The organism is Streptomyces sp. NPDC051020, assembly GCF_040683105.1.
GTDB lineage: Bacteria > Actinomycetota > Actinomycetes > Streptomycetales > Streptomycetaceae > Streptomyces.
In genome coordinates this window covers 76106-93783 of record NZ_JBFBCG010000006.1, presented here as the reverse complement: position 1 = coordinate 93783, position 17678 = coordinate 76106, and the positions used below count along the sequence as shown (strand labels likewise).

General features: G+C 68.0%; 16 protein-coding genes. 11 read left to right on the top strand and 5 right to left on the bottom strand.

The genetic code is table 11. The features are described from left to right. Positions 1 to 11 precede the first annotated feature (11 nt). Positions 12 to 1358, bottom strand: coding sequence for an acetate kinase (locus AB0N06_RS05505; protein ID WP_366133399.1), 1347 nt, complete (start codon positions 1356 to 1358; stop codon positions 12 to 14). 5 nt (positions 1359 to 1363) lie between these two features. Continuing rightward, entirely contained in the window at positions 1364 to 3436 is a 2073-nt protein-coding gene (pta, locus tag AB0N06_RS05500) for a phosphate acetyltransferase (RefSeq protein ID WP_366133398.1), read from the bottom strand. Between the two features lie 271 nt (positions 3437 to 3707). Between pta and AB0N06_RS05495 the strand changes: the two genes are divergently transcribed. After that, complete coding sequence (locus AB0N06_RS05495; RefSeq protein ID WP_366133397.1) at positions 3708 to 4733, top strand: ATP-dependent 6-phosphofructokinase; 1026 nt, start codon at positions 3708 to 3710, stop codon at positions 4731 to 4733. Positions 4734 to 4990: 257 nt separating this feature from the next. Here AB0N06_RS05495 and AB0N06_RS05490 read toward each other — a convergent pair whose 3' ends face one another. Together AB0N06_RS05490 and AB0N06_RS05485 are read right to left on the bottom strand one after the other, a co-directional pair. Beyond that, positions 4991 to 5665, bottom strand: coding sequence for a response regulator (locus tag AB0N06_RS05490; RefSeq protein WP_366133396.1), 675 nt, complete (start codon positions 5663 to 5665; stop codon positions 4991 to 4993). Then, on the bottom strand, positions 5662 to 7341 hold the full coding sequence (locus AB0N06_RS05485; RefSeq protein ID WP_366133395.1) for a sensor histidine kinase: 1680 nt from the start codon (positions 7339 to 7341) through the stop codon (positions 5662 to 5664). Before AB0N06_RS05485 ends, AB0N06_RS05490 begins: the two co-directional genes overlap by 4 nt. Before the next feature lie 131 nt (positions 7342 to 7472). On the opposite strand from AB0N06_RS05485, the gene AB0N06_RS05480 reads away from it, so the two are divergent. From AB0N06_RS05480 to trxA, 3 genes are all read left to right on the top strand, one after another. Continuing rightward, positions 7473 to 8837: a cation:dicarboxylase symporter family transporter gene (locus AB0N06_RS05480; RefSeq protein WP_366133394.1), complete on the top strand. Its 1365-nt coding sequence runs from the start codon at positions 7473 to 7475 to the stop codon at positions 8835 to 8837. Between the two features lie 198 nt (positions 8838 to 9035). Continuing rightward, complete coding sequence (locus AB0N06_RS05475) at positions 9036 to 9440, top strand: MerR family transcriptional regulator (protein WP_366133393.1); 405 nt, start codon at positions 9036 to 9038, stop codon at positions 9438 to 9440. Positions 9441 to 9443: 3 nt separating this feature from the next. Further along, positions 9444 to 9785 (top strand): thioredoxin, encoded by a 342-nt coding sequence (gene trxA / locus AB0N06_RS05470; RefSeq protein ID WP_366133392.1) that lies wholly within the window; start codon positions 9444 to 9446, stop codon positions 9783 to 9785. A gap of 59 nt (positions 9786 to 9844) precedes the next feature. Here trxA and AB0N06_RS05465 read toward each other — a convergent pair whose 3' ends face one another. Then, positions 9845 to 10900: a MarR family transcriptional regulator gene (locus AB0N06_RS05465; protein ID WP_366133391.1), complete on the bottom strand. Its 1056-nt coding sequence runs from the start codon at positions 10898 to 10900 to the stop codon at positions 9845 to 9847. A 434-nt stretch (positions 10901 to 11334) separates the two neighbouring features. Between AB0N06_RS05465 and AB0N06_RS05460 the strand changes: the two genes are divergently transcribed. From AB0N06_RS05460 to AB0N06_RS05430, 7 genes are all read left to right on the top strand, one after another. Then, the gene (locus tag AB0N06_RS05460) at positions 11335 to 12576 is read left to right on the top strand and encodes a helix-turn-helix domain-containing protein (protein WP_366133390.1); all 1242 of its coding nucleotides are present in this window, start codon (positions 11335 to 11337) and stop codon (positions 12574 to 12576) included. A gap of 94 nt (positions 12577 to 12670) precedes the next feature. After that, positions 12671 to 12901, top strand: a complete 231-nt coding sequence (locus tag AB0N06_RS05455) for a hypothetical protein (RefSeq protein WP_366133389.1) — start codon at positions 12671 to 12673, stop codon at positions 12899 to 12901. Between the two features lie 550 nt (positions 12902 to 13451). Further along, complete coding sequence (locus AB0N06_RS05450) at positions 13452 to 13961, top strand: transposase (protein WP_366133388.1); 510 nt, start codon at positions 13452 to 13454, stop codon at positions 13959 to 13961. Between the two features lie 655 nt (positions 13962 to 14616). Next, a complete protein-coding gene (locus tag AB0N06_RS05445; RefSeq protein ID WP_366133387.1) occupies positions 14617 to 14913 on the top strand; it encodes a hypothetical protein in 297 nt (98 codons plus the stop codon). Positions 14914 to 14974: 61 nt separating this feature from the next. Continuing rightward, the gene (locus AB0N06_RS05440; protein ID WP_366133386.1) at positions 14975 to 15724 is read left to right on the top strand and encodes an ATP-binding cassette domain-containing protein; all 750 of its coding nucleotides are present in this window, start codon (positions 14975 to 14977) and stop codon (positions 15722 to 15724) included. Further along, a complete protein-coding gene (locus AB0N06_RS05435; RefSeq protein WP_366133385.1) occupies positions 15721 to 16956 on the top strand; it encodes a hypothetical protein in 1236 nt (411 codons plus the stop codon). Before AB0N06_RS05440 ends, AB0N06_RS05435 begins: the two co-directional genes overlap by 4 nt. Before the next feature lie 65 nt (positions 16957 to 17021). Next, positions 17022 to 17519, top strand: coding sequence for a hypothetical protein (locus tag AB0N06_RS05430; RefSeq protein WP_366133384.1), 498 nt, complete (start codon positions 17022 to 17024; stop codon positions 17517 to 17519). Positions 17520 to 17678 lie beyond the last annotated feature (159 nt).

Below are 17678 nucleotides of genomic sequence, written 5' to 3'. Positions count from 1 at the left end.
CGCGGGGGTGCTCAGTTGTCGACCTGTCCGAGCAGTTCGGCCTGCCCGGGCACGGTCCGTCCGAGCCGTTCGACCAGCGCAAAGGTCTGGCCGGCGATCTCCAGTTCCTCGTCCGTCGGCACCACGGCGACCGCGACCCGCGCGTAGTCCGGCGAGATCAGCCTCGGTTCACCGGACCGCACGGCGTTGAGACCGGCGTCCACCGCGAGGCCGAACCCTTCGAGACCGGCGATCGCAGCCTCCCGTACGGGCGCCGAGTTCTCTCCGACCCCCGCCGTGAACACGACGGCATCCACCCGCCCGAGGACCGCCGAATAGGCGCCGATGTACTTCTTCAGCCGGTGCACATAGATGTCGAAAGCCAGCGCCGCCCGCTCGTCGCCCTCGTCGATCCGGCGTCGGATCTCCCGCATGTCGTTGTCCCCGCAGAGCCCGACCAGGCCGCTCCTCTTGTTGAGCAGGACATCGATCTCGTCGACCGACATCCCGGCCACCCGCTTCAGATGGAAGGTGACCGCCGGGTCGATGTCCCCGGACCGGGTTCCCATCACCAGCCCCTCCAGCGGGGTCAGTCCCATCGACGTCTCCACGCACCGGCCGCCCGCCACCGCCGATGCCGAGGCGCCGTTGCCCAGGTGCAGCACGATGACATTGACCTCCTCGGGGGTACGTCCCAGCAGCTCGGCGGCCTTGCGGGAGACGTACGCGTGCGAGGTGCCGTGGAAACCGTAGCGGCGGATGCGATGGGCGTCCGCGGTCTCCACGTCGATCGCGTAGCGCGCGGCGTACTCGGGCATCGTCGTGTGGAACGCGGTGTCGAAGACGGCGACCTGGGGCAGGTCGGGGCGGAGCGCCTGGGCGGTACGGATCCCGATGATGTTCGCCGGGTTGTGCAGCGGCGCCACCGGGACGAGCCGCTCGATCTCCGCCAGCACCTCGTCGGTGATCACGGTCGGCTCGGTGAAACGCAGGCCGCCGTGCACCACCCGGTGGCCGATCGCCGCCAGCTCGGGCGAGTCCAGCCCCAGCCCGTCCGCGGCCAGCTCCTCGGCCGCCGCCTTCAGCGCCGCCTCGTGGTCGGCGATCCTGCCCGTGCGCTCGCGTGTCCCGGCGCCTCCCGCCCGTCGCCCACCACCACCCTCAACGGAGGCCCTTCGGGCCGCCTCTTCTGATTCGGTCAGCGGGGTGTGCAGCAGACGGGAGGTGCCCTCGCCGATCCGCTCGACCAGACCGACCGCCAGCCGGGAGCGGTCGTCCATGTCGAGAAGCTGGTACTTCACCGATGAGGAGCCGGAGTTGAGGACGAGGACGCGACGGGCCTGCACGGCGGCGAAACCTTTCTTCGTGGGGGTGGTCATGCGGATCACTCCTCGCCCTGCGCCTGGATCGCCGTGATCGCCACGGTATTGACGATGTCCTGGACGAGCGCACCGCGGGAGAGGTCGTTGACGGGCTTGCGCAGCCCCTGGAGCACCGGGCCGACGGCGACTGCGCCGGCCGAGCGCTGCACGGCCTTGTACGTGTTGTTGCCGGTGTTCAGGTCCGGGAAGATCAGCACGGTGGCCTGCCCCGCCACCTCCGACCCGGGCAGCTTGGTCGCGGCGACGCTCGGCTCGACCGCCGCGTCGTACTGGATCGGACCCTCGATCCTGAGATCCGGCCGGCTCGCGCGCACCCGGTCGGTCGCCTGCCGCACCTTGTCGACATCGGCGCCCGTGCCCGAGGTGCCCGTCGAGTACGAGAGCATCGCGATCCGCGGCTCGACACCGAAGCGGGCGGCGGTGGCGGCGGACTGGACGGCGATGTCCGCGAGCTGCTCGGCGTCCGGGTCCGGGTTGACCGCGCAGTCCCCGTACACCAGCACCTTGTCGGAGAGGCACATGAAGAAGACCGAGGAGACGATCGACGCGTCCGCCCGCGTCTTGATGATCTCGAAGGCCGGGCGGATCGTCGCCGCGGTGGAGTGCACGGTCCCGGAGACCATGCCGTCGGCCAGGCCCTCCTGGACCATCAGCGTGCCGAAGTAGTTCACGTCCGAGACGACGTCGTACGCCAGCTCCACCGTGACCCCGCGGTGCGCGCGCAGCTGTGCGTACCGCTCCGCGAACGCCTGACGCAGCTCCGAGGTCTGCGGGTCGATCAGCTGTGTATCGGCGAGGTCGATGCCCAGGTCGGCGGCCTTCTTGCGGATGGTGTCGAGGTCGCCGAGCAGGGTGAGCTCGCAGACGTCGCGGCGCAGCAGCACATCGGCGGCGCGCAGCACCCGCTCCTCCGTGCCCTCCGGCAGCACCACGCGGCGCCGGTCCGAGCGGGCCTGTTCCAGCAGCTCGTGTTCGAACATCATCGGCGTGACGCGGCCGCTGCGGGCCACCGAGATCCGCTCCAGCAGGGCTGCGGTGTCGACGTGGCGCTCGAAGAGGCCGAGTGCGGTCTCCGCCTTGCGGGGCGTCGCCGCGTTCAACTTTCCCTCCAGCGCGAAGAGTTCGCCCGCGGTGGGGAAGGATCCGCCGGCCACCGACACGACCGGGGTGCCCGGTGCGAGGCGTGCGGCCAGCTTGAGTATCTCCTCGCCGGGGTGCTCGTTCAGGGTCAGCAGCACGCCGGCGATCGGCGGGGTCCCGGCGCTGTGCGCCGCCAGTGAGCCGACCACCAGGTCCGCCCGGTCCCCGGGCGTGACCACGAGGCAGCCCGGTGTCAGCGCGTTCAGCAGATTCGGCAGCATCGCTCCGCCGAAGACGAAGTCCAGCGCGTCCCTGGCCAGCCCCGCGTCGTCGCCGAGCAGGACCGTTCCGCCGAGCGCCGTGGTGATCTGGGCGACCGTCGGCGCGGAGAGCGCCGCGTCGTCCGGCAGCACCGAACAGGGGACGGGCAGCCGCGCCGCCAGCCGCTCGGCGATGACCTCGCGGTCCTCGGCCGCCACCCGGTTCACCACCATCGCGAGGACGTCGCAGCCCAGCCCGGCGTAGGCCCGGTAGGCATTGCGCGTCTCGGCCCGTACGGACTCGGCGTCCTGCCCCTTCCCGCCGACCACCGCGATCACGGAGGCGCCGAACTCATTGGCCAGCCGGGCGTTGAGCGCCAGCTCGTCGGGGAGCTGGGTGTCCGCGAAGTCCGTGCCGAGGACCAGCACCACCTCGTACGAGCGGGCCACCTGATGGAAGCGGTCGACGAGCCGCGAGACCAGCTCGTCGGTACCCTTCTCCGCCTGCAGCGCGGACGCCTCCGGGTAGTCCAGGCCGTAGACCGTCGACGGGTCCTGGGAGAGCCGGTAGCGGGCCCGCAGCAGCTCGAACAGCCGGTCGGGGCCGTCGTGGACCAGCGGCCGGAACACCCCGACCCGGTCCACCTGACGCGTCAGGAGCTCCATGACTCCCAGATCGACGACTTGGCGGCCGTCTCCCCGGTCGATTCCTGTCACGTACACGCTGCGCGTCACGCGTGCTCTCCCGTCGTTCTGTCCGGTTGGAGCGATATCGCCCTGTTGACGATACCTGTGGGGGCGGATATGCCGCCCGCCGGCCGAAAGGCCCTGATCAGGTGCCGGAAGGCCTCCGTCGCGCCCGGCTCCGGGTCCGGTGCGGTGCCGGTGGAAGAGTCGGTAGCGCGAGGTCCAGACCTGACGTGGGACAATCGTTGTGGCTCACGGTACGGGGATTCTGCAGTCGCCCCCGGAATGCACGGCACTAGCGAGCAGGAGATACGGCACGATGCGCATCGGAGTTCTCACCGCAGGTGGCGATTGCCCGGGCCTGAACGCAGTGATCCGGTCGGTCGTGCACCGCGCCGTGGTGGGTCATGGCGATGAAGTCATCGGCTTCGAGGACGGGTTCAAGGGACTCCTCGACGGTCACTTCCGCCCTCTCGACCTCAACGCGGTCAGCGGCATCCTCGCCCGCGGCGGCACCATCCTCGGCTCGGCCCGGCTGGAGCGCGACCGGCTCCGCGAAGCGGCCGAGAACTGTGAGGAGCTGAACCGCCGTTACGGCATCGACGTGCTGATCCCGATCGGCGGCGAGGGTACCCTCACCGCGGCCCGGATGCTGTCGGACGCCGGAATGCCCGTCGTCGGCGTCCCGAAGACCATCGACAACGACATCTCGGCCACCGACCGCACGTTCGGCTTCGACACGGCGGTGGGCGTCGCCACCGAAGCCATAGACCGCCTCAAGACCACGGCCGAATCGCACCAGCGGGTCATGGTCGTCGAGGTGATGGGCAGGCACGCGGGCTGGATCGCACTGGAGTCCGGTATGGCGGGCGGTGCGCACGGCATCTGTCTGCCCGAGAGGCCGTTCGAGGTCGCGGACCTGGTCAAGATGGTCGAGGAGCGCTTCGCACGCGGCAAGAAGTTCGCGGTCATCTGCGTGGCCGAGGGCGCGCACCCGGCCGAGGGGTCGATGCCGTACGCCAAGGGCGAGATCGACCAGTACGGCCACGAGCGCTTCCAGGGCATCGGCAACCGGCTCGCGGTCGAGCTGGAGACCAGGCTCGGCAAGGAAGCCAGGCCGGTCATCCTCGGCCACGTCCAGCGCGGCGGCACGCCGACCGCGTACGACCGGGTGCTCGCCACCCGCTTCGGCTGGCACGCGGTCGAGGCGGCGCACCGGGGCGACTTCGGCCGGATGACGGCGCTGCGCGGCAACAGCGTCACGATGGTCCCGCTCGCGGACGCGATCACGCAGCTGAAGAGGGTGCCGAAGGACCGGATGGACGAGGCCGAGTCGGTGTTCTGACCGGTTCAGGGCACCGGTCGGGCCGGTGACGTCCGGCCCGTCCGGCGTTCGAGGGCGCGGAGGCTGCCCCCGGCGCCGCTTTCTTTCGCATCAGGCCGGATCAGGGCGCGTGCCGGACCCCGCAGGCCCGGCACGACCCGAAAGGCAGACCCGCGCGGACAGCGTCGCTGCCTGGGAGCCGGGCTCGCGCTGCCCAGCGAGTGCCGTGACCGGCAATGTCTGCCCCGTGAGGGGCACGGGTACGGACTCAGGAACCGTCAGCGAGTCTCGGCCACCCACCGGTAGTGCAGCTCCGGCCGTCCGATCTGCCCGTACTGGGGGCTGCGAACGGCGCGCCCCGTCGACACCAGGTGCTCCAGATAGCGGCGGGCGGTGATCCGCGAGATGCCCAGCTCCACCCCGGCGGCCGCTGCCGTCACCCCGTCCGGGGAGGCCCGCAGCGCACGCGTCACCGCTTCCAGCGTCGGGCCGCTCAGCCCCTTGGGCAGCCGGACCGGCTGCGGCGCCCGCAGCACGCCGAGCGCCCGGTCCACCTCGGCCTGCCCGCTCGCCTCGCCGGCCGCCGCACGGAACTCGGCGTAGCGGACGAGGCGGTCGCGCAGGGTGGCGAAGGTGAACGGCTTCAGTACGTACTGGACGACACCGAGCGACACCCCCTCCCGGACCACCGCCAGATCGCGCGCCGACGTCACGGCGATGACATCCGCCGCGTGCCCGGCGGCGCGCAGCGAACGCAGCAGCTGCAGGCCGTGCCCGTCGGGCAGATACAGATCCAGGAGCAGCAGATCGATGGGGGTACGGTCCAGCGCCCGTACCGCCTCCGCACGCGAATGAGCGACCGCGGCCACGGTGAAGCCGGGGACCCGGCCCACGTACAGCTGATGAGCGTCGGCGGCCACGGGATCGTCCTCGACGACCAGCACCTGGATCATGGGGTGGGCTCCTTGGAGGCGTGCGTGGGCGCGGGCGACAGCGGCAGCCGTACGGTGAACTCCGCACCGCCGTCCGGGCCTCCGCTCAGGGTGACCGTCCCACCGCCCCGGTGTACGGCCTGCTGCACGAGCGCCAGACCGAGCCCGCGGCCGGCGCCGCGCGTCGACCAGCCGCGGTGGAACACCTGGGCGGCGTCGCCGGGATCGACCCCGGCCCCGGTGTCGGCGACCCGCAGCAGCAGCTCGCCGTCATCGGCGAGCGCGGTCACGGTGACCCGGGCACGGACCGGGCGGCCCGCCGCGGGACCCCGCTGACCGGGAACGCCCCCGGAGGGGGACGGGCCCGTCGCCGCCTCGGACGCCGCATCCACCGCGTTGTCGATCAGATTGCCGAGGATCGTCACCAGATCGCGCGGCGACAACGTCTCGGGAAGCGCCCCGTCGTCGATCAGGCTGTCGTCCGCGAGCACCAGCTCCACCCCCCGCTCGTTCGCCTGCGCAGCCTTGCCCAGCAGCAGGGCCGCCAGCACCGGCTCGGCGACGGCGCCGACGACCCGGTCGGTGAGGGCCTGGGCCAGCTCCAGCTCCGCCGTGGCGAAGCCGACCGCTTCCTCCGCCCGGCCCAGCTCGATCAGCGAGACGACCGTGTGCAACCGGTTCGCCGCCTCGTGCGCCTGCGAGCGCAGCGCCTGGGTGAAGCCCCGCTCCGAGTCCAACTCACCGGACAGTGCCTGAAGTTCCGTGTGGTCGCGCAGGGTCACGACCGTGCCGCGCTGCTCGCCGCCCACCACCGGACGGGTGTTGACCACGATCACCCGGTCCGCCGTCAGATGCAGCTCGTCGACCCGCTCCTCGGAGGCGAGCAGCGCCCCGGTCAGCGGCGGCGGGAGCTCCAGATCGGCGACCCGGCGCCCGACCGCACCCGGCGGCAGCCCGAGCAGCTCCCGACCCGCGTCGTTGATCAGCGCGATCCTGCGCTGTCCGTCGAGCATCAGCAGCCCCTCGCGCACCGCGTGCAGCGTGGCCTGGTGGTAGTCGTGCATCCGGCTCAGCTCGGCGGCGTTCATGCCGTGCGTGTGGCGCCGCAGCCGGGCGTTGATCACATACGTTCCGACGCCGCCGAGCGCGAGCGCCCCGCCCGCCGCCAGCCCCAGCGCACCGAGCTGAGCCCGCACCTGCGAGGAGACCCGCTCGACCGTGATGCCCGCGCTGACCAGACCCGTGATCCTGCCACCGTCCCGGATCGGGGTGACGACCCGGATCGACGGTCCGAGCGTGCCGGTGTACGTCTCCGTGAACGTCTCACCGTGCAGCGCCTGCGCGGTGTGCCCGAGGAACTTCTCGCCGATCTGGCCGGTGTCGGGGTGCGTCCAGCGGACCCGGCGCGGGTCCATGATCGTGACAAAGGCGATCCCGGTGTCCCTGCGGACCTTCTCCGCGTACGGCTGCAGCACGGCGGACGGGTCCGGGGTGCGGATCGCTTCCCGTACCGACGGAGAATCGGCCACCGCCAGCGCCACCGCCCGGACCTGCCGGGCTGCGGTCCTATCCGCCTGTGCGCTGCCGGAGACGTACGTGAAGAAGGCGCATCCGGCCACCACGGCCGCCACCAGCACCACCTGCATGGCGAAGAGCTGACCGGCCAGGCTGCGCGGACGGGTACGGGGGAGACGCATGGCCACAGTGTGCCTGTCCGAAAACATATGAACGAAATGCACGTAAGGGTGACCGTCATCACGGGGGGCGGGATATTCGCCGAGACCCCCAGGGACGGGGGACGGATCGGGACGAGCCGAGGAGAAACCCCGTGGGAGTGGCAGCCGCCAGGCGGGACCGCACGCATTATCTGTATCTCGCCGTGATCGGCGCTGTGGCACTCGGCATCCTGGTGGGCTTCGTGGCCCCCGGGGTCGCCGTGGAGCTCAAGCCGATCGGTACCGGCTTCGTGAACCTCATCAAGATGATGATCTCGCCGATCATCTTCTGCACGATCGTGCTGGGCGTCGGCTCGGTCCGCAAGGCCGCCAAGATCGGCAAGGTGGGCGGCCTCGCGCTCGGCTACTTCCTCGCCATGTCGGTGGTCGCGCTCGCGATCGGCCTGGTCGTCGGCAATGTGCTGCACCCCGGCGAAGGCATGCACCTCACGCAGTCGGTGAAGGATGTCGGCCACACGGCGGCGAGCGACGCCGCCGAAGGGCCGGTCGACTTCCTGCTCGGCATCATCCCGACCACCTTCGTGTCGGCCTTCACCGGTGGCTCGGTGCTCCAGACCCTGCTGGTCGCGCTGCTCGTCGGCTTCGCGCTGCAGGCCATGGGCACGTCCGGTGAGCCGGTGCTGCGCGGGATCGAGCACATCCAGAAGCTGGTCTTCCGCGTCCTGTCCATGATCATGTGGGCGGCCCCGGTGGGCGCGTTCGGCGCGATGGCCGCCGTCATCGGCGAGACCGGCGTGGACGCGCTCAAGGCGCTCGCCACGATCATGCTGGGCTTCTACATCACCTGCATCCTGTTCGTGGTCCTGGTGCTCGGCACCCTGCTCCGCCTGGTGACCGGGGTGAACCTCTTCCAGCTCTTCAAGTACCTGGGCCGCGAGTTCCTGCTGATCCTCTCCACGTCCTCCTCCGAGTCGGCGCTGCCGCGCCTCATCGCGAAGATGGAACACCTGGGTGTCAGCCGCCCGGTCGTCGGCATCACCGTGCCCACCGGGTACTCGTTCAACCTCGACGGCACGATGATCTACCTGACCATGGCGTCGCTGTTCATCGCAGACGCGATGGGCCAGCCGCTGGCGCTGGGCCAGCAGATCTCGCTCCTCCTCTTCATGATGATCGCCTCCAAGGGCGCGGCCGGTGTCTCCGGTTCCGGCATCGCCGTGCTGGCGAGCGGGCTCCAGTCCCACAAGCCCGCCCTGGTCGACGGCGTCGGCCTGATCATCGGCATCGACCGCTTCATGAGCGAGGCCCGCGCCCTCACCAACTTCGCGGGCAACGCCGTCGCCACGGTGCTCATCGGCACCTGGACCAAGGAGATCGACAGGGAAAGGGTCGGCCAGGTGCTGGCCGGAGCCATCCCGTTCGACGAGAAGACGCTCACCCAGAACGATCCGCACGGCGCGACGGATGTTCCCGAGCCCAGGGACGGCGTGACAGCGGACGTGACGGCGAAGGTCTAGTCACGCGCGCGGGGCGGGGCCGGTACGGGAACTTCCGTACCGGCCCCGCCCCTTTTCCGCTCCCGCGTTGCCGACGGCACGGCGCAGCCGGCGGCGAGCAGGACGAACGCGGCGGCGAGCCCCGTCCGTCACCTGCGCGGCGGAGACGGGGAGTTCCGAGCTTGCCTTGACGTCCGCGTCAAGGATTACCGTCGGCACATGCGAATCGGGGAGCTGGCCGCGCGGGCCGGGACGACGACGCGGACTCTGCGTTACTACGAGTCACGCGGACTGCTGCCTGCGCGGCGGGCCGTGAACGGGTACCGCACGTACGACGAGGACGATCTGCGGCTGCTGCAGCAGATCCGGACCCTGCAGGACTTCGGGTTCGACCTGGAGGAGACCCGGCCGTTCGTCGACTGCCTGCGTGCCGGCCATCCGGCCGGTGACGCCTGCCCCGCCTCGCTCGCCGTCTACCGGCGCAAGCTCGGCGAGCTCGACTCGCTCATCAAGCAGCTCCAGTCGGTCCGCGCCCAGGTGGGCGCCGAACTCGCGAGGGCCGAGCTGGAGGCCGAGGCCGAGCTTCCTGGCGGCCCGGAACCACGTTGTGAACTGGGAGGATGACAGATGATTCATGCAGAGGGCGTGGCCGAGGTCACCGACACCACCTTCGACGGGGAGGTGCTGGGGGCCGAACTCCCCGTCCTGGTCGAGTTCACCGCTGACTGGTGCGGACCGTGCCGCCAGCTCGCCCCCGTGCTCAGCTCGATCGCCGCCGAGGAAGCCGGCCGCATCAAGGTCGTCCAGCTCGATGTCGACCACAACCCCGGGATCGCGAGCCGGTACGGGGTGCTGTCGATGCCGACCCTGATGGTGTTCCGGTCCGGCGAACCGGTGAAGTCGATGGTGGGCGCCAGGCCCAAGCGCAGGCTCCTCCAGGAGCTGGAGGACGTGTTCGAGACGGTGTGACGCGGGACGTACGCATCTCCAGGCGGCCGTCTGCGCACCGCCTGTGCAGCTCGACGCGTTCAGGGAGTTTTCATCAGGTCGCGGAGGGCGCCGACCAGTGCGTGGATGTCACGTGCGACGGGCGGGTCGGCGGGGGCTGTCGGGGCTTGACCCAGGGCGGGTGTGCGGCAGGGGCGGCAGAGGCCGTCGGGGAGTGCCTCGGACGGGCCGGGTGTGCCGCATTCGGTGCATTCCACCATCAGGCGGCGGACGGGGGTGCCTGATGTGGCCGGTGCCGGGGTGGTGGGCAGGTGGGGTGGGATCTTGTCGGTGAGGCGGCGGCGTACGAGGCCGATGGGGGAGCCTACCTGGGTGGGGAGGCCGGAGGTGAGGGCATGGGTGAGGTAGTCGGCGTCCACGCCCCGGGCGAACCACTGGGCGGCCAGTGGCTCCAGGGCGGTGCAGTCGGTGGCGGAGAGGGCCAGGCGCGGTTCGATTCGGCCCAGTTGGGCCAGGACGAGGTACGCGGGCGAGGGGTGCCCCGGGGTCGGGTCAGGGTTCCGCTGTTGCGGTATGACGGGTGCGGGAGCGGGCGAGCTGGGCTGCGCTGCGGGCTCGACCGGTGTCATGGGGGCTGGTGATTCTGCGTCGGCCTGGGGAGCAGGCGCCTCCGTGGGTACCCGGAGTGGCGGCTGGGGAGCGGTTGTTGCGGCTGCTTCCTGGGCGGCCTGGTCGTTCTCGGCGTCCAGGAAGGCACCCCACCATTCGTTGTCGCGGGCGGTGCGGGACCAGAACGTACGGGTGACCCAACGGACCTGGCCGCGTTCTTCGACCCGGCACTGGACGTGCCGCAGGTGACCGGCCACTCCCAGTGCCCTGAGGGCGCTGCCGACGGCCATCTGCCCGTACAGGGGGATGCTCCTGGCCAGCGACTTGATGTCCATGGCCGCACCATCGGGCAGATGGTCGACGTACCCGGCGATGTAGCGCTCGCGCTCGGGTAGCAGAATGAAGTCATCTGCATGGGACGGACGTTGGTCTGGTGCGGACCGCTTGCCGTAGCCGCGGTTGGCCTTCGCGTACGGCCGCGAGGATGCGGGTGTACGCAGGGCGGGGCTAAAGTTCTCGGTAGCCACGAGATCGCCTTTTCCGATCTTGGGGTGAGACCCCGGCCCGGTGCGCTAACACCGTGTCGGGGTCGTTTCGTTGGGGGCACCGTAAGCGGCCGCGATCACACGCCGCAAGCCAGTCACGATTAGTCGTACTTGCTGGCCGTGACGGGTCGGGGAGGGCAGGGAAGTTTCCCCAACCCCCTTCTTTCAACTACCGGTTGACCAGGAGCGCTCGAATCCCGGAGCCCGCATCCCGACGCCCGGATCCCGAAGCTCAAGCGCCGGGACCGGCCCCCTCCCCGTACCCACGAAGGAGTGAACCGGCCGGTCCCGGAGCTCGAACCTCGACCCTCGAAGCCCGGAACTCAGGTTCCGAGTCGCAGGGCGGCACTGCCTTTGGCGAGGGCCCTTTCCTGTCTCTCAATCGGCGTACGCTGAATCGGGAAGGGTGGTGTCGCATGTCGGACGAACTCGCTGACAGCCTCAGGAAATGCCGTCGCGCTGCCGGACTCAGCCAAGAGCAGCTTGCGCACCGAGCGGGGCTGTCAGTCGGCCCCGTCAGGAAGATCGAGCAGGGCGACGACGGTGTGCGAATGGAGACACTTCACGCTCTTGCCCGCGCGCTTGGAGTGAAGACCTCCAACCTGATGGCGGCTGGAGCTCCGAAGCCCGTGCCTCACGACAACCTCAACACCTTGAATCTCCGCGGACTCCGAATCGCCCTGACCCCGGCCGTCAGCCTGGCCCCGCCTGAAGCGCCGACCGGCGATGCGCCCGACATCCGTCGCCTGCGCCGCATGACCCACGACAGCGCGCTCCTCTACTACGGGGACAGCTATCAGAGCATTGCCGCTGATCTTCCGGCTCTCATCCGTGCCGCGAACGACGCAGTGGCCTACTACGACCACGGGAGCGAGCGCCTGGACGCCCTGCGCGCCCGCTCCGAGGCCCTGCAGCTGGCCGGGCGGTACTTGACCCAGATCAGGCAGTACGACCTTGCCCACGGGGCCATTAAAGGAGCCATCAGCGATGCCCGACTGGCCGGCAACGAGCTGACTGCGGCGTCAGGAGTGGGCGGCATGTGCTTCGTACTCATTCGGACCGAACGGTTCGACGAGGCTGAGGACATTGCCGTCGCGACCATGGACATCGTCGAGCCGAAGATCAAGGGGGCCACGGTGGATGCGTACGCGACCTGGGGTGGTCTCGCGATGGAGGCCGCTGCCGCGGCGGCGCGGAACAACCGCCCGGAGGAGGCCAAGGCACTCCGAAGGGCGGCCGGTACGGCTGCGAAGGCCGTGGGTGTGTCGCACCGCAACCTCCTGCGCCACTGGTCTCAGTTCGGGCCCGTCACCGCCGCAATGAAGGAGCTGGAGGACGCAATGGTCACCGGCGATGCACGGACCGTGGTTCGGAAGTCCGGCGAGGTGGAAGAGCTCCAGCCGAAGGCGTGGAAGCAGTTGGGGAAGCCGAGCACGAACGACGGGAACCGGTACTACCTCGATTTGGCTCGGGCCCGCGTCCGAACGGGCGACCCTTCGGCCGCCATGGAAGAGCTGTCCCGTCTGGATCACGTCGCACCCGAATGGTTCCGCCACCAGAGGGCCGCCGCAATCACCTTCGAAGAGATCACGAAGAAGCGTCGGACCCTTACTGCCGACATGCGCACGGTAGGCGCTCATCTAGGCGTGTTTGGATAACTGCATTACTTCGATGGACTTCTGACGAATGGTGACCCGGAGTGCATCGCTTCGCATCTGGCTGGTTACTCAGGGTCTACGTACCGTCTTGGTCATGGCGAACAACCAGCAGACCGGCCCCCGGATCGGGGCGGTAGTCAAGGACACGAAGACCGACCACTTCGGGGTGGTGATGGCTACCATCGGCGGGCGCATCCAACTCCGTCCGATCGGCGGCGGACTGTCGTGGGAGGCCGAGCCGGACGGCATCGAGGCGCTTTCCTCGCGCCAGGAGCTGACCGTTCGCCTCGCTGCTCTGAACGCCGAGTCCAGGCGCGAAGCATGAGCGGGCTCCGCGCCATCGTGAGGCACGTCCACTGGACCCTCGCGCCGAACCAGGAGCCGGATGCCGAGCCTCAGAGCCTGTCGGGCGACCTCTGATCGGGCGGACGCGGCGTGGCACGCACGCTTCCGGCGTTGCCGAAATGCCCTAGTAGCTCCGCTACGAGGCCATCCCGGCGCCTTGGAATCGCACGCACCACGCCGCGTCCGCTCTCCGATCGAAGGTCACCCGACAGGCTCTCAGACGTACGCCATGCTGTGTGTCGTCTGCGGAGAGTCCTCCTCTGCGGCGGAGGACTGGGACGCTCCGCAAGGCTGGGCTCTTTCGCACTCAGGGCGCAATCCGTCCCATCACACGTACCGTGCGCTGATCACCAGGCCCTGGCGAACGTGGATGAACTCCTGACGAGGATCACCGTCCTGCTCGCTGCGCCGCCGGACGTCGCCGAACCGGCGGTGGAGGAGCGGCGCATTACACGGTATTGCCGGTCCTGTACGGCGCGATAGCCTGCCGCTGTCCAGCACATCAAGACCTGCGATGCGCGAGGGGGATCGTGGAGCGGCGCGAGGTACAAGGGCACTATGAGGAGCTGGCAGCCGAGTACGACGAGCACTGGGTGTACGGGCCGGACTACATCCCCTGGATGTCGGCCCGCATCGCCGAAGCGCTGAGGCTCACCGCCAACGACCGCATCGCCGATATCGGTTGCGGCACAGGGCTGTTCGCGCGCCTACGAAGGGACACCGGCGACCTCGACGGCGACTGGACCTCCAAGGAAGTCGTCCTCGGTGTCACCAGCCTGCCCACCGACCTCGCCAGCCCCGCTCACCTCAACTACCACGAGAGGCAACACTGGACAGTCGAGAACCGGCTCCACTGGGTCCGCGACGTGACCTTCCACGAAGACAACTCACAGGTCAGGACTGGTACCGCACCCCGAGCACTGGCCAGCTTCCGCAACCTGGGGATCAACGCCTTCCGCCTCGCAGACCGCGCCAACATCGCCCACGCCCGCCGCGACCCCCACCACCACGACGACGCCTTCACCACCTACGGCATCTGATCAACCATCGCTAAACCGGACATAGTGGAACAACGCCGGGGTCGTGCCCCAACGGCAAGATCAAGACGACACGTTGATGATCGGCAAGCCCTTAGCAGATCACCAAGCGCGCCCAGTGCAACCAGGGCCCGCGCATCCGCCGCCGCTCTTACGGCCGGGTAGTCGTACGTAAAGAATCAGCCACCAGGCGCATATGGCGAGGGCAGGTGACGCAGCGTCAAGGTCGCCAAATATGAGGGGAATGCGGAGGCATTATCCGCCTAACGAGGGCATCCCCGATTAGGAAAGCTCGGGAGAATCACGCAAATCGGACAGGCAGCTTCAAGTCAACCCCTTTAATCGAACATCGTGATGCCTTGATCACTTTCGATCATTGTCATACGGTTACTTTCGCCGGAACGGTAGGGGGCTAATTCCCCGCCTGCGAGAATTCCGTGCCACGGGGGGGGGACTAGGGGGATCCTGTCTCCGCATGCCCCGTTTCCATCTCGCATAGTGGAAGCCGCATAAATTGCGATCTCTTTCTGCCCGCATCGATTCGATGCGCGATTCTGCCCGCAGAGCCATTATCGTCCTGCTCGGCGTCGTTACAGCCGGCCTGGGGATACTCGCGGTACCCGCCCAAGCCGCTAGCTGGAGCAGCAGCCTTACTGGCGTGCCCACTGGGTTCGAATCACGCCGTTGGTACGAGCCGAACACCGCGACCACCATCAAGTTCACCGGATGCTCGACCGACCTCACTGCAGTTCACGTCACCCTGGCGAAGGATATCTCCCTGAGCCCCGACACGTACTACACAACTGCCGCATTCACAAACTGCCTGAACGGCTCCACCTACACGTCCACCGGGAACTGGAACGCTCACGGCAATGGTGACTACTACTTCGCCGTGAACGAGTACATCAGCGGAGCTTCGTATACCACCGTTAAGTCCCTAACGGTCTCGTACTAATCCCACCTTCCCCGGCCGGCCTCCCGTCGGCCGGGGCCCTTCCTTTTACGAGGTCGCCTTCATGGCACTGCACTTCCAGTCCTGCTCGTTCCGCTACAAGCGGAGAGAGAATCCGGTAATCGACAGGCTCGACCTGCAATTTGCCGCACCGCGCACCGTCCTGCTCGGCCCTAACGGAGCCGGAAAAAGCACACTTCTCTCACTCGGCGCCAGCGCCCTTGTGCCACATTCGGGGGAAATCACCCTTAACGATCTGTGCGCCATAAAACGTAGCGAACGGCGCGAATATCGCAGGAAGGTCTCCTGGCTTCCCCAGCGCCCCAGTTTCCTGCCCGGAATGACATGCCGGGAACACGTAGCATATGTCGGCTGGCTTAAGGGATTGAGTGAGCGAGAGGCTTGGAAGGCTGCACCGACAGCAATTGAGCGTGTAGGGCTGGAAAAGAAATCAAACGACAAGGTGTCTACGCTTTCAGGGGGTCAGCAGCAGCGCCTTGCGATTGCGCAAGCACTCGTTCATGAGGCGGAACTTCTACTGCTCGATGAGCCTACCGTGGGCTTGGACCCTGCTCAACGCCGCAGGTTCCATGACGTACTCGACAAGCTTCCCGAAAATGTTTCCGTCATCGTATCCACTCATGAAATAGTGGACCTTGATCAAACATTCGACGAAGTTGTGGTCTTCGAAAACGGTGTACCAAAATTCCACGGCCCTGTGAGCGAGTTCCAGTCGCACGCCTCTCCTGATTGCGCCCCAGGGCGCCAACTCGAAAGTGCCTACTCAACATTGCTGGATGCGGTGGAGCTGTGATCTTCTTCGGGAATCTGCGGGGATCCGCAACACCGTGGCTTGCACTGCCCGCTCTGATCTACATGGCCATGTTCGTATCAGGCGGCAGCGCTGTTCCCGGATACGGAATATCCTCCGGAGAGCTCTCCTCCTGGGCCATAGTCGTGATCGCCCCTGCCGCGGCCGGTGCGGCGGCATGGGAGTCTGGTCGGCAGCGACAGCTGGGGGCACTTCGAACCGTCGCGACCCGCAGCATGATTTCCCAGATCCTCCGAGCGCTTGCCCCGGTCCTCGTACTTCAGACTCTGCTCGTCGTCGGCGCGCTGATTGTCGCCAGGTCGGCGACGGGTGTCTGGCCGAGTCCGGATGTTCCTGGACTACTCCCGATAGCGCATCTTGTCGTTCTGCCCTGTGGATGGATGGTGGTGGGATGGGGGCTGGGACAGCTCCTCCCCCGCGGGGTTGCAGCACCGACCGCTGCAGTCTTCTGCTGGTTCCTGCTCGCCATGACCCAGGCGATGCAGACCCCGTTCTGGCGCCACCTGGGGGGCTTCATCAGCGAAGGCTCCACCCTCACCGACGTGCTTGATCCCAGTGTCTACTGGATACCGTGGATGGTCTCCTTCGGACTCGCGGGTGCTGCTGCCCTACTCATTCAAGTGCGTCGTCGTCCATGGATACTGGCCGTGAGCGCAGTGATCGTGGCCTGCACCTTCATCCTCGGAAGGCTCCTCGTCGTCAGCTGGAGCTACTCGCTGGCCACGACGGTCCGAACCGGGCACACCACATGCGTCGGCTCATCGCCTGCCTTGTGTCTTCCCGATGAATATGCGAACCAGGCCGCCGCGATACGCGAGGATGTTCTGCCCGTCCTACGCTCTCTGCATGCGGCAGGACTTCCGGCGCCTGAGACACTGCGGATGGAATCGGACAAGCAACCAACCAAGCCGGGCGTCTGGCCTCTCAACTGGGACACCAGTTGGTCGCCTCAACATGTCGAGTCGACCATCGCGGACTCGGCAGTTGGAGGCATCGCCGCACTCGCTGGCGTGCGCGACTGCCACCAACCATCGCTTCAGGAAGCCTGGGCCCTGGTGGCTGCGGGTGTCCCACAGAAATCTATACGCGCTGCGATGACCGATTCAGGGTGGAAGGAGCTGCAGAACGTTCTGGCAACTCCGTCGGCCGAGCAAGTGCAATGGTTTACCAGACACGTCCAGAGCCAGGACTACTGCCAGTCGGTGGCATCGTGAGGATCTACCTCACTCCGGTAAGGCGCTGGTGGGTAGCCCTCACAGCCCTGGCTCTGCTCTGTGCCGTGTGTCTGAAAGTGGGCAGCGCAGAGGTTCCGCTACCGACGATTCTGGGCGGAATTGGCGGCGTCCCCGTCCGATATTTCGCGCCTCTCCTGCTGGTGATCGCAGTCATGTACTGCTTCGAACGACGCCTCACAGCAGTAGAACGCACGGCCGTTGCTCGCATCATGCTGTGGGATCGCCTCGCGATCACGACCCTCGTCATAGCGCTTCACCTACTCGGTCCATTGGTCGGCATGGAGGTTGCGCGCAACACCATGCTGCTGCTCGCCATCGCGCTTGTGGTGCAGGCGCTGAGCAACGAGGCGGCAGCGGGTGCTGTCTGTCTCATGCTGTTGCTGGGCGTTGCGAACACCGGTCGGTCCTACGACCCCAGCGGTCTTGTCTCTGCGCGCTGGTGGGCGTTGCCACTTCAGCCGTCGGACAGCGTCACAGCATGGAGCGTTGCCTTGATCCTCTACGCCGCAAGCCTCTCGTTGCCTGCCGTGGCGAAGCGCTGACCGGCGGCAAGCCTCGGACAACCGAGGCTTCCCGCCGTCGCGGGTGGCACGGGTTCTGCTGCACAGAAGCTGTGCGTGGAGGTGCCGGTGCGGTGGTCGGGGATCCGCGTACGGCAGCCTTCTGCCGTCACAGCGGCAGAGGGCCAGGACAAGGGCACC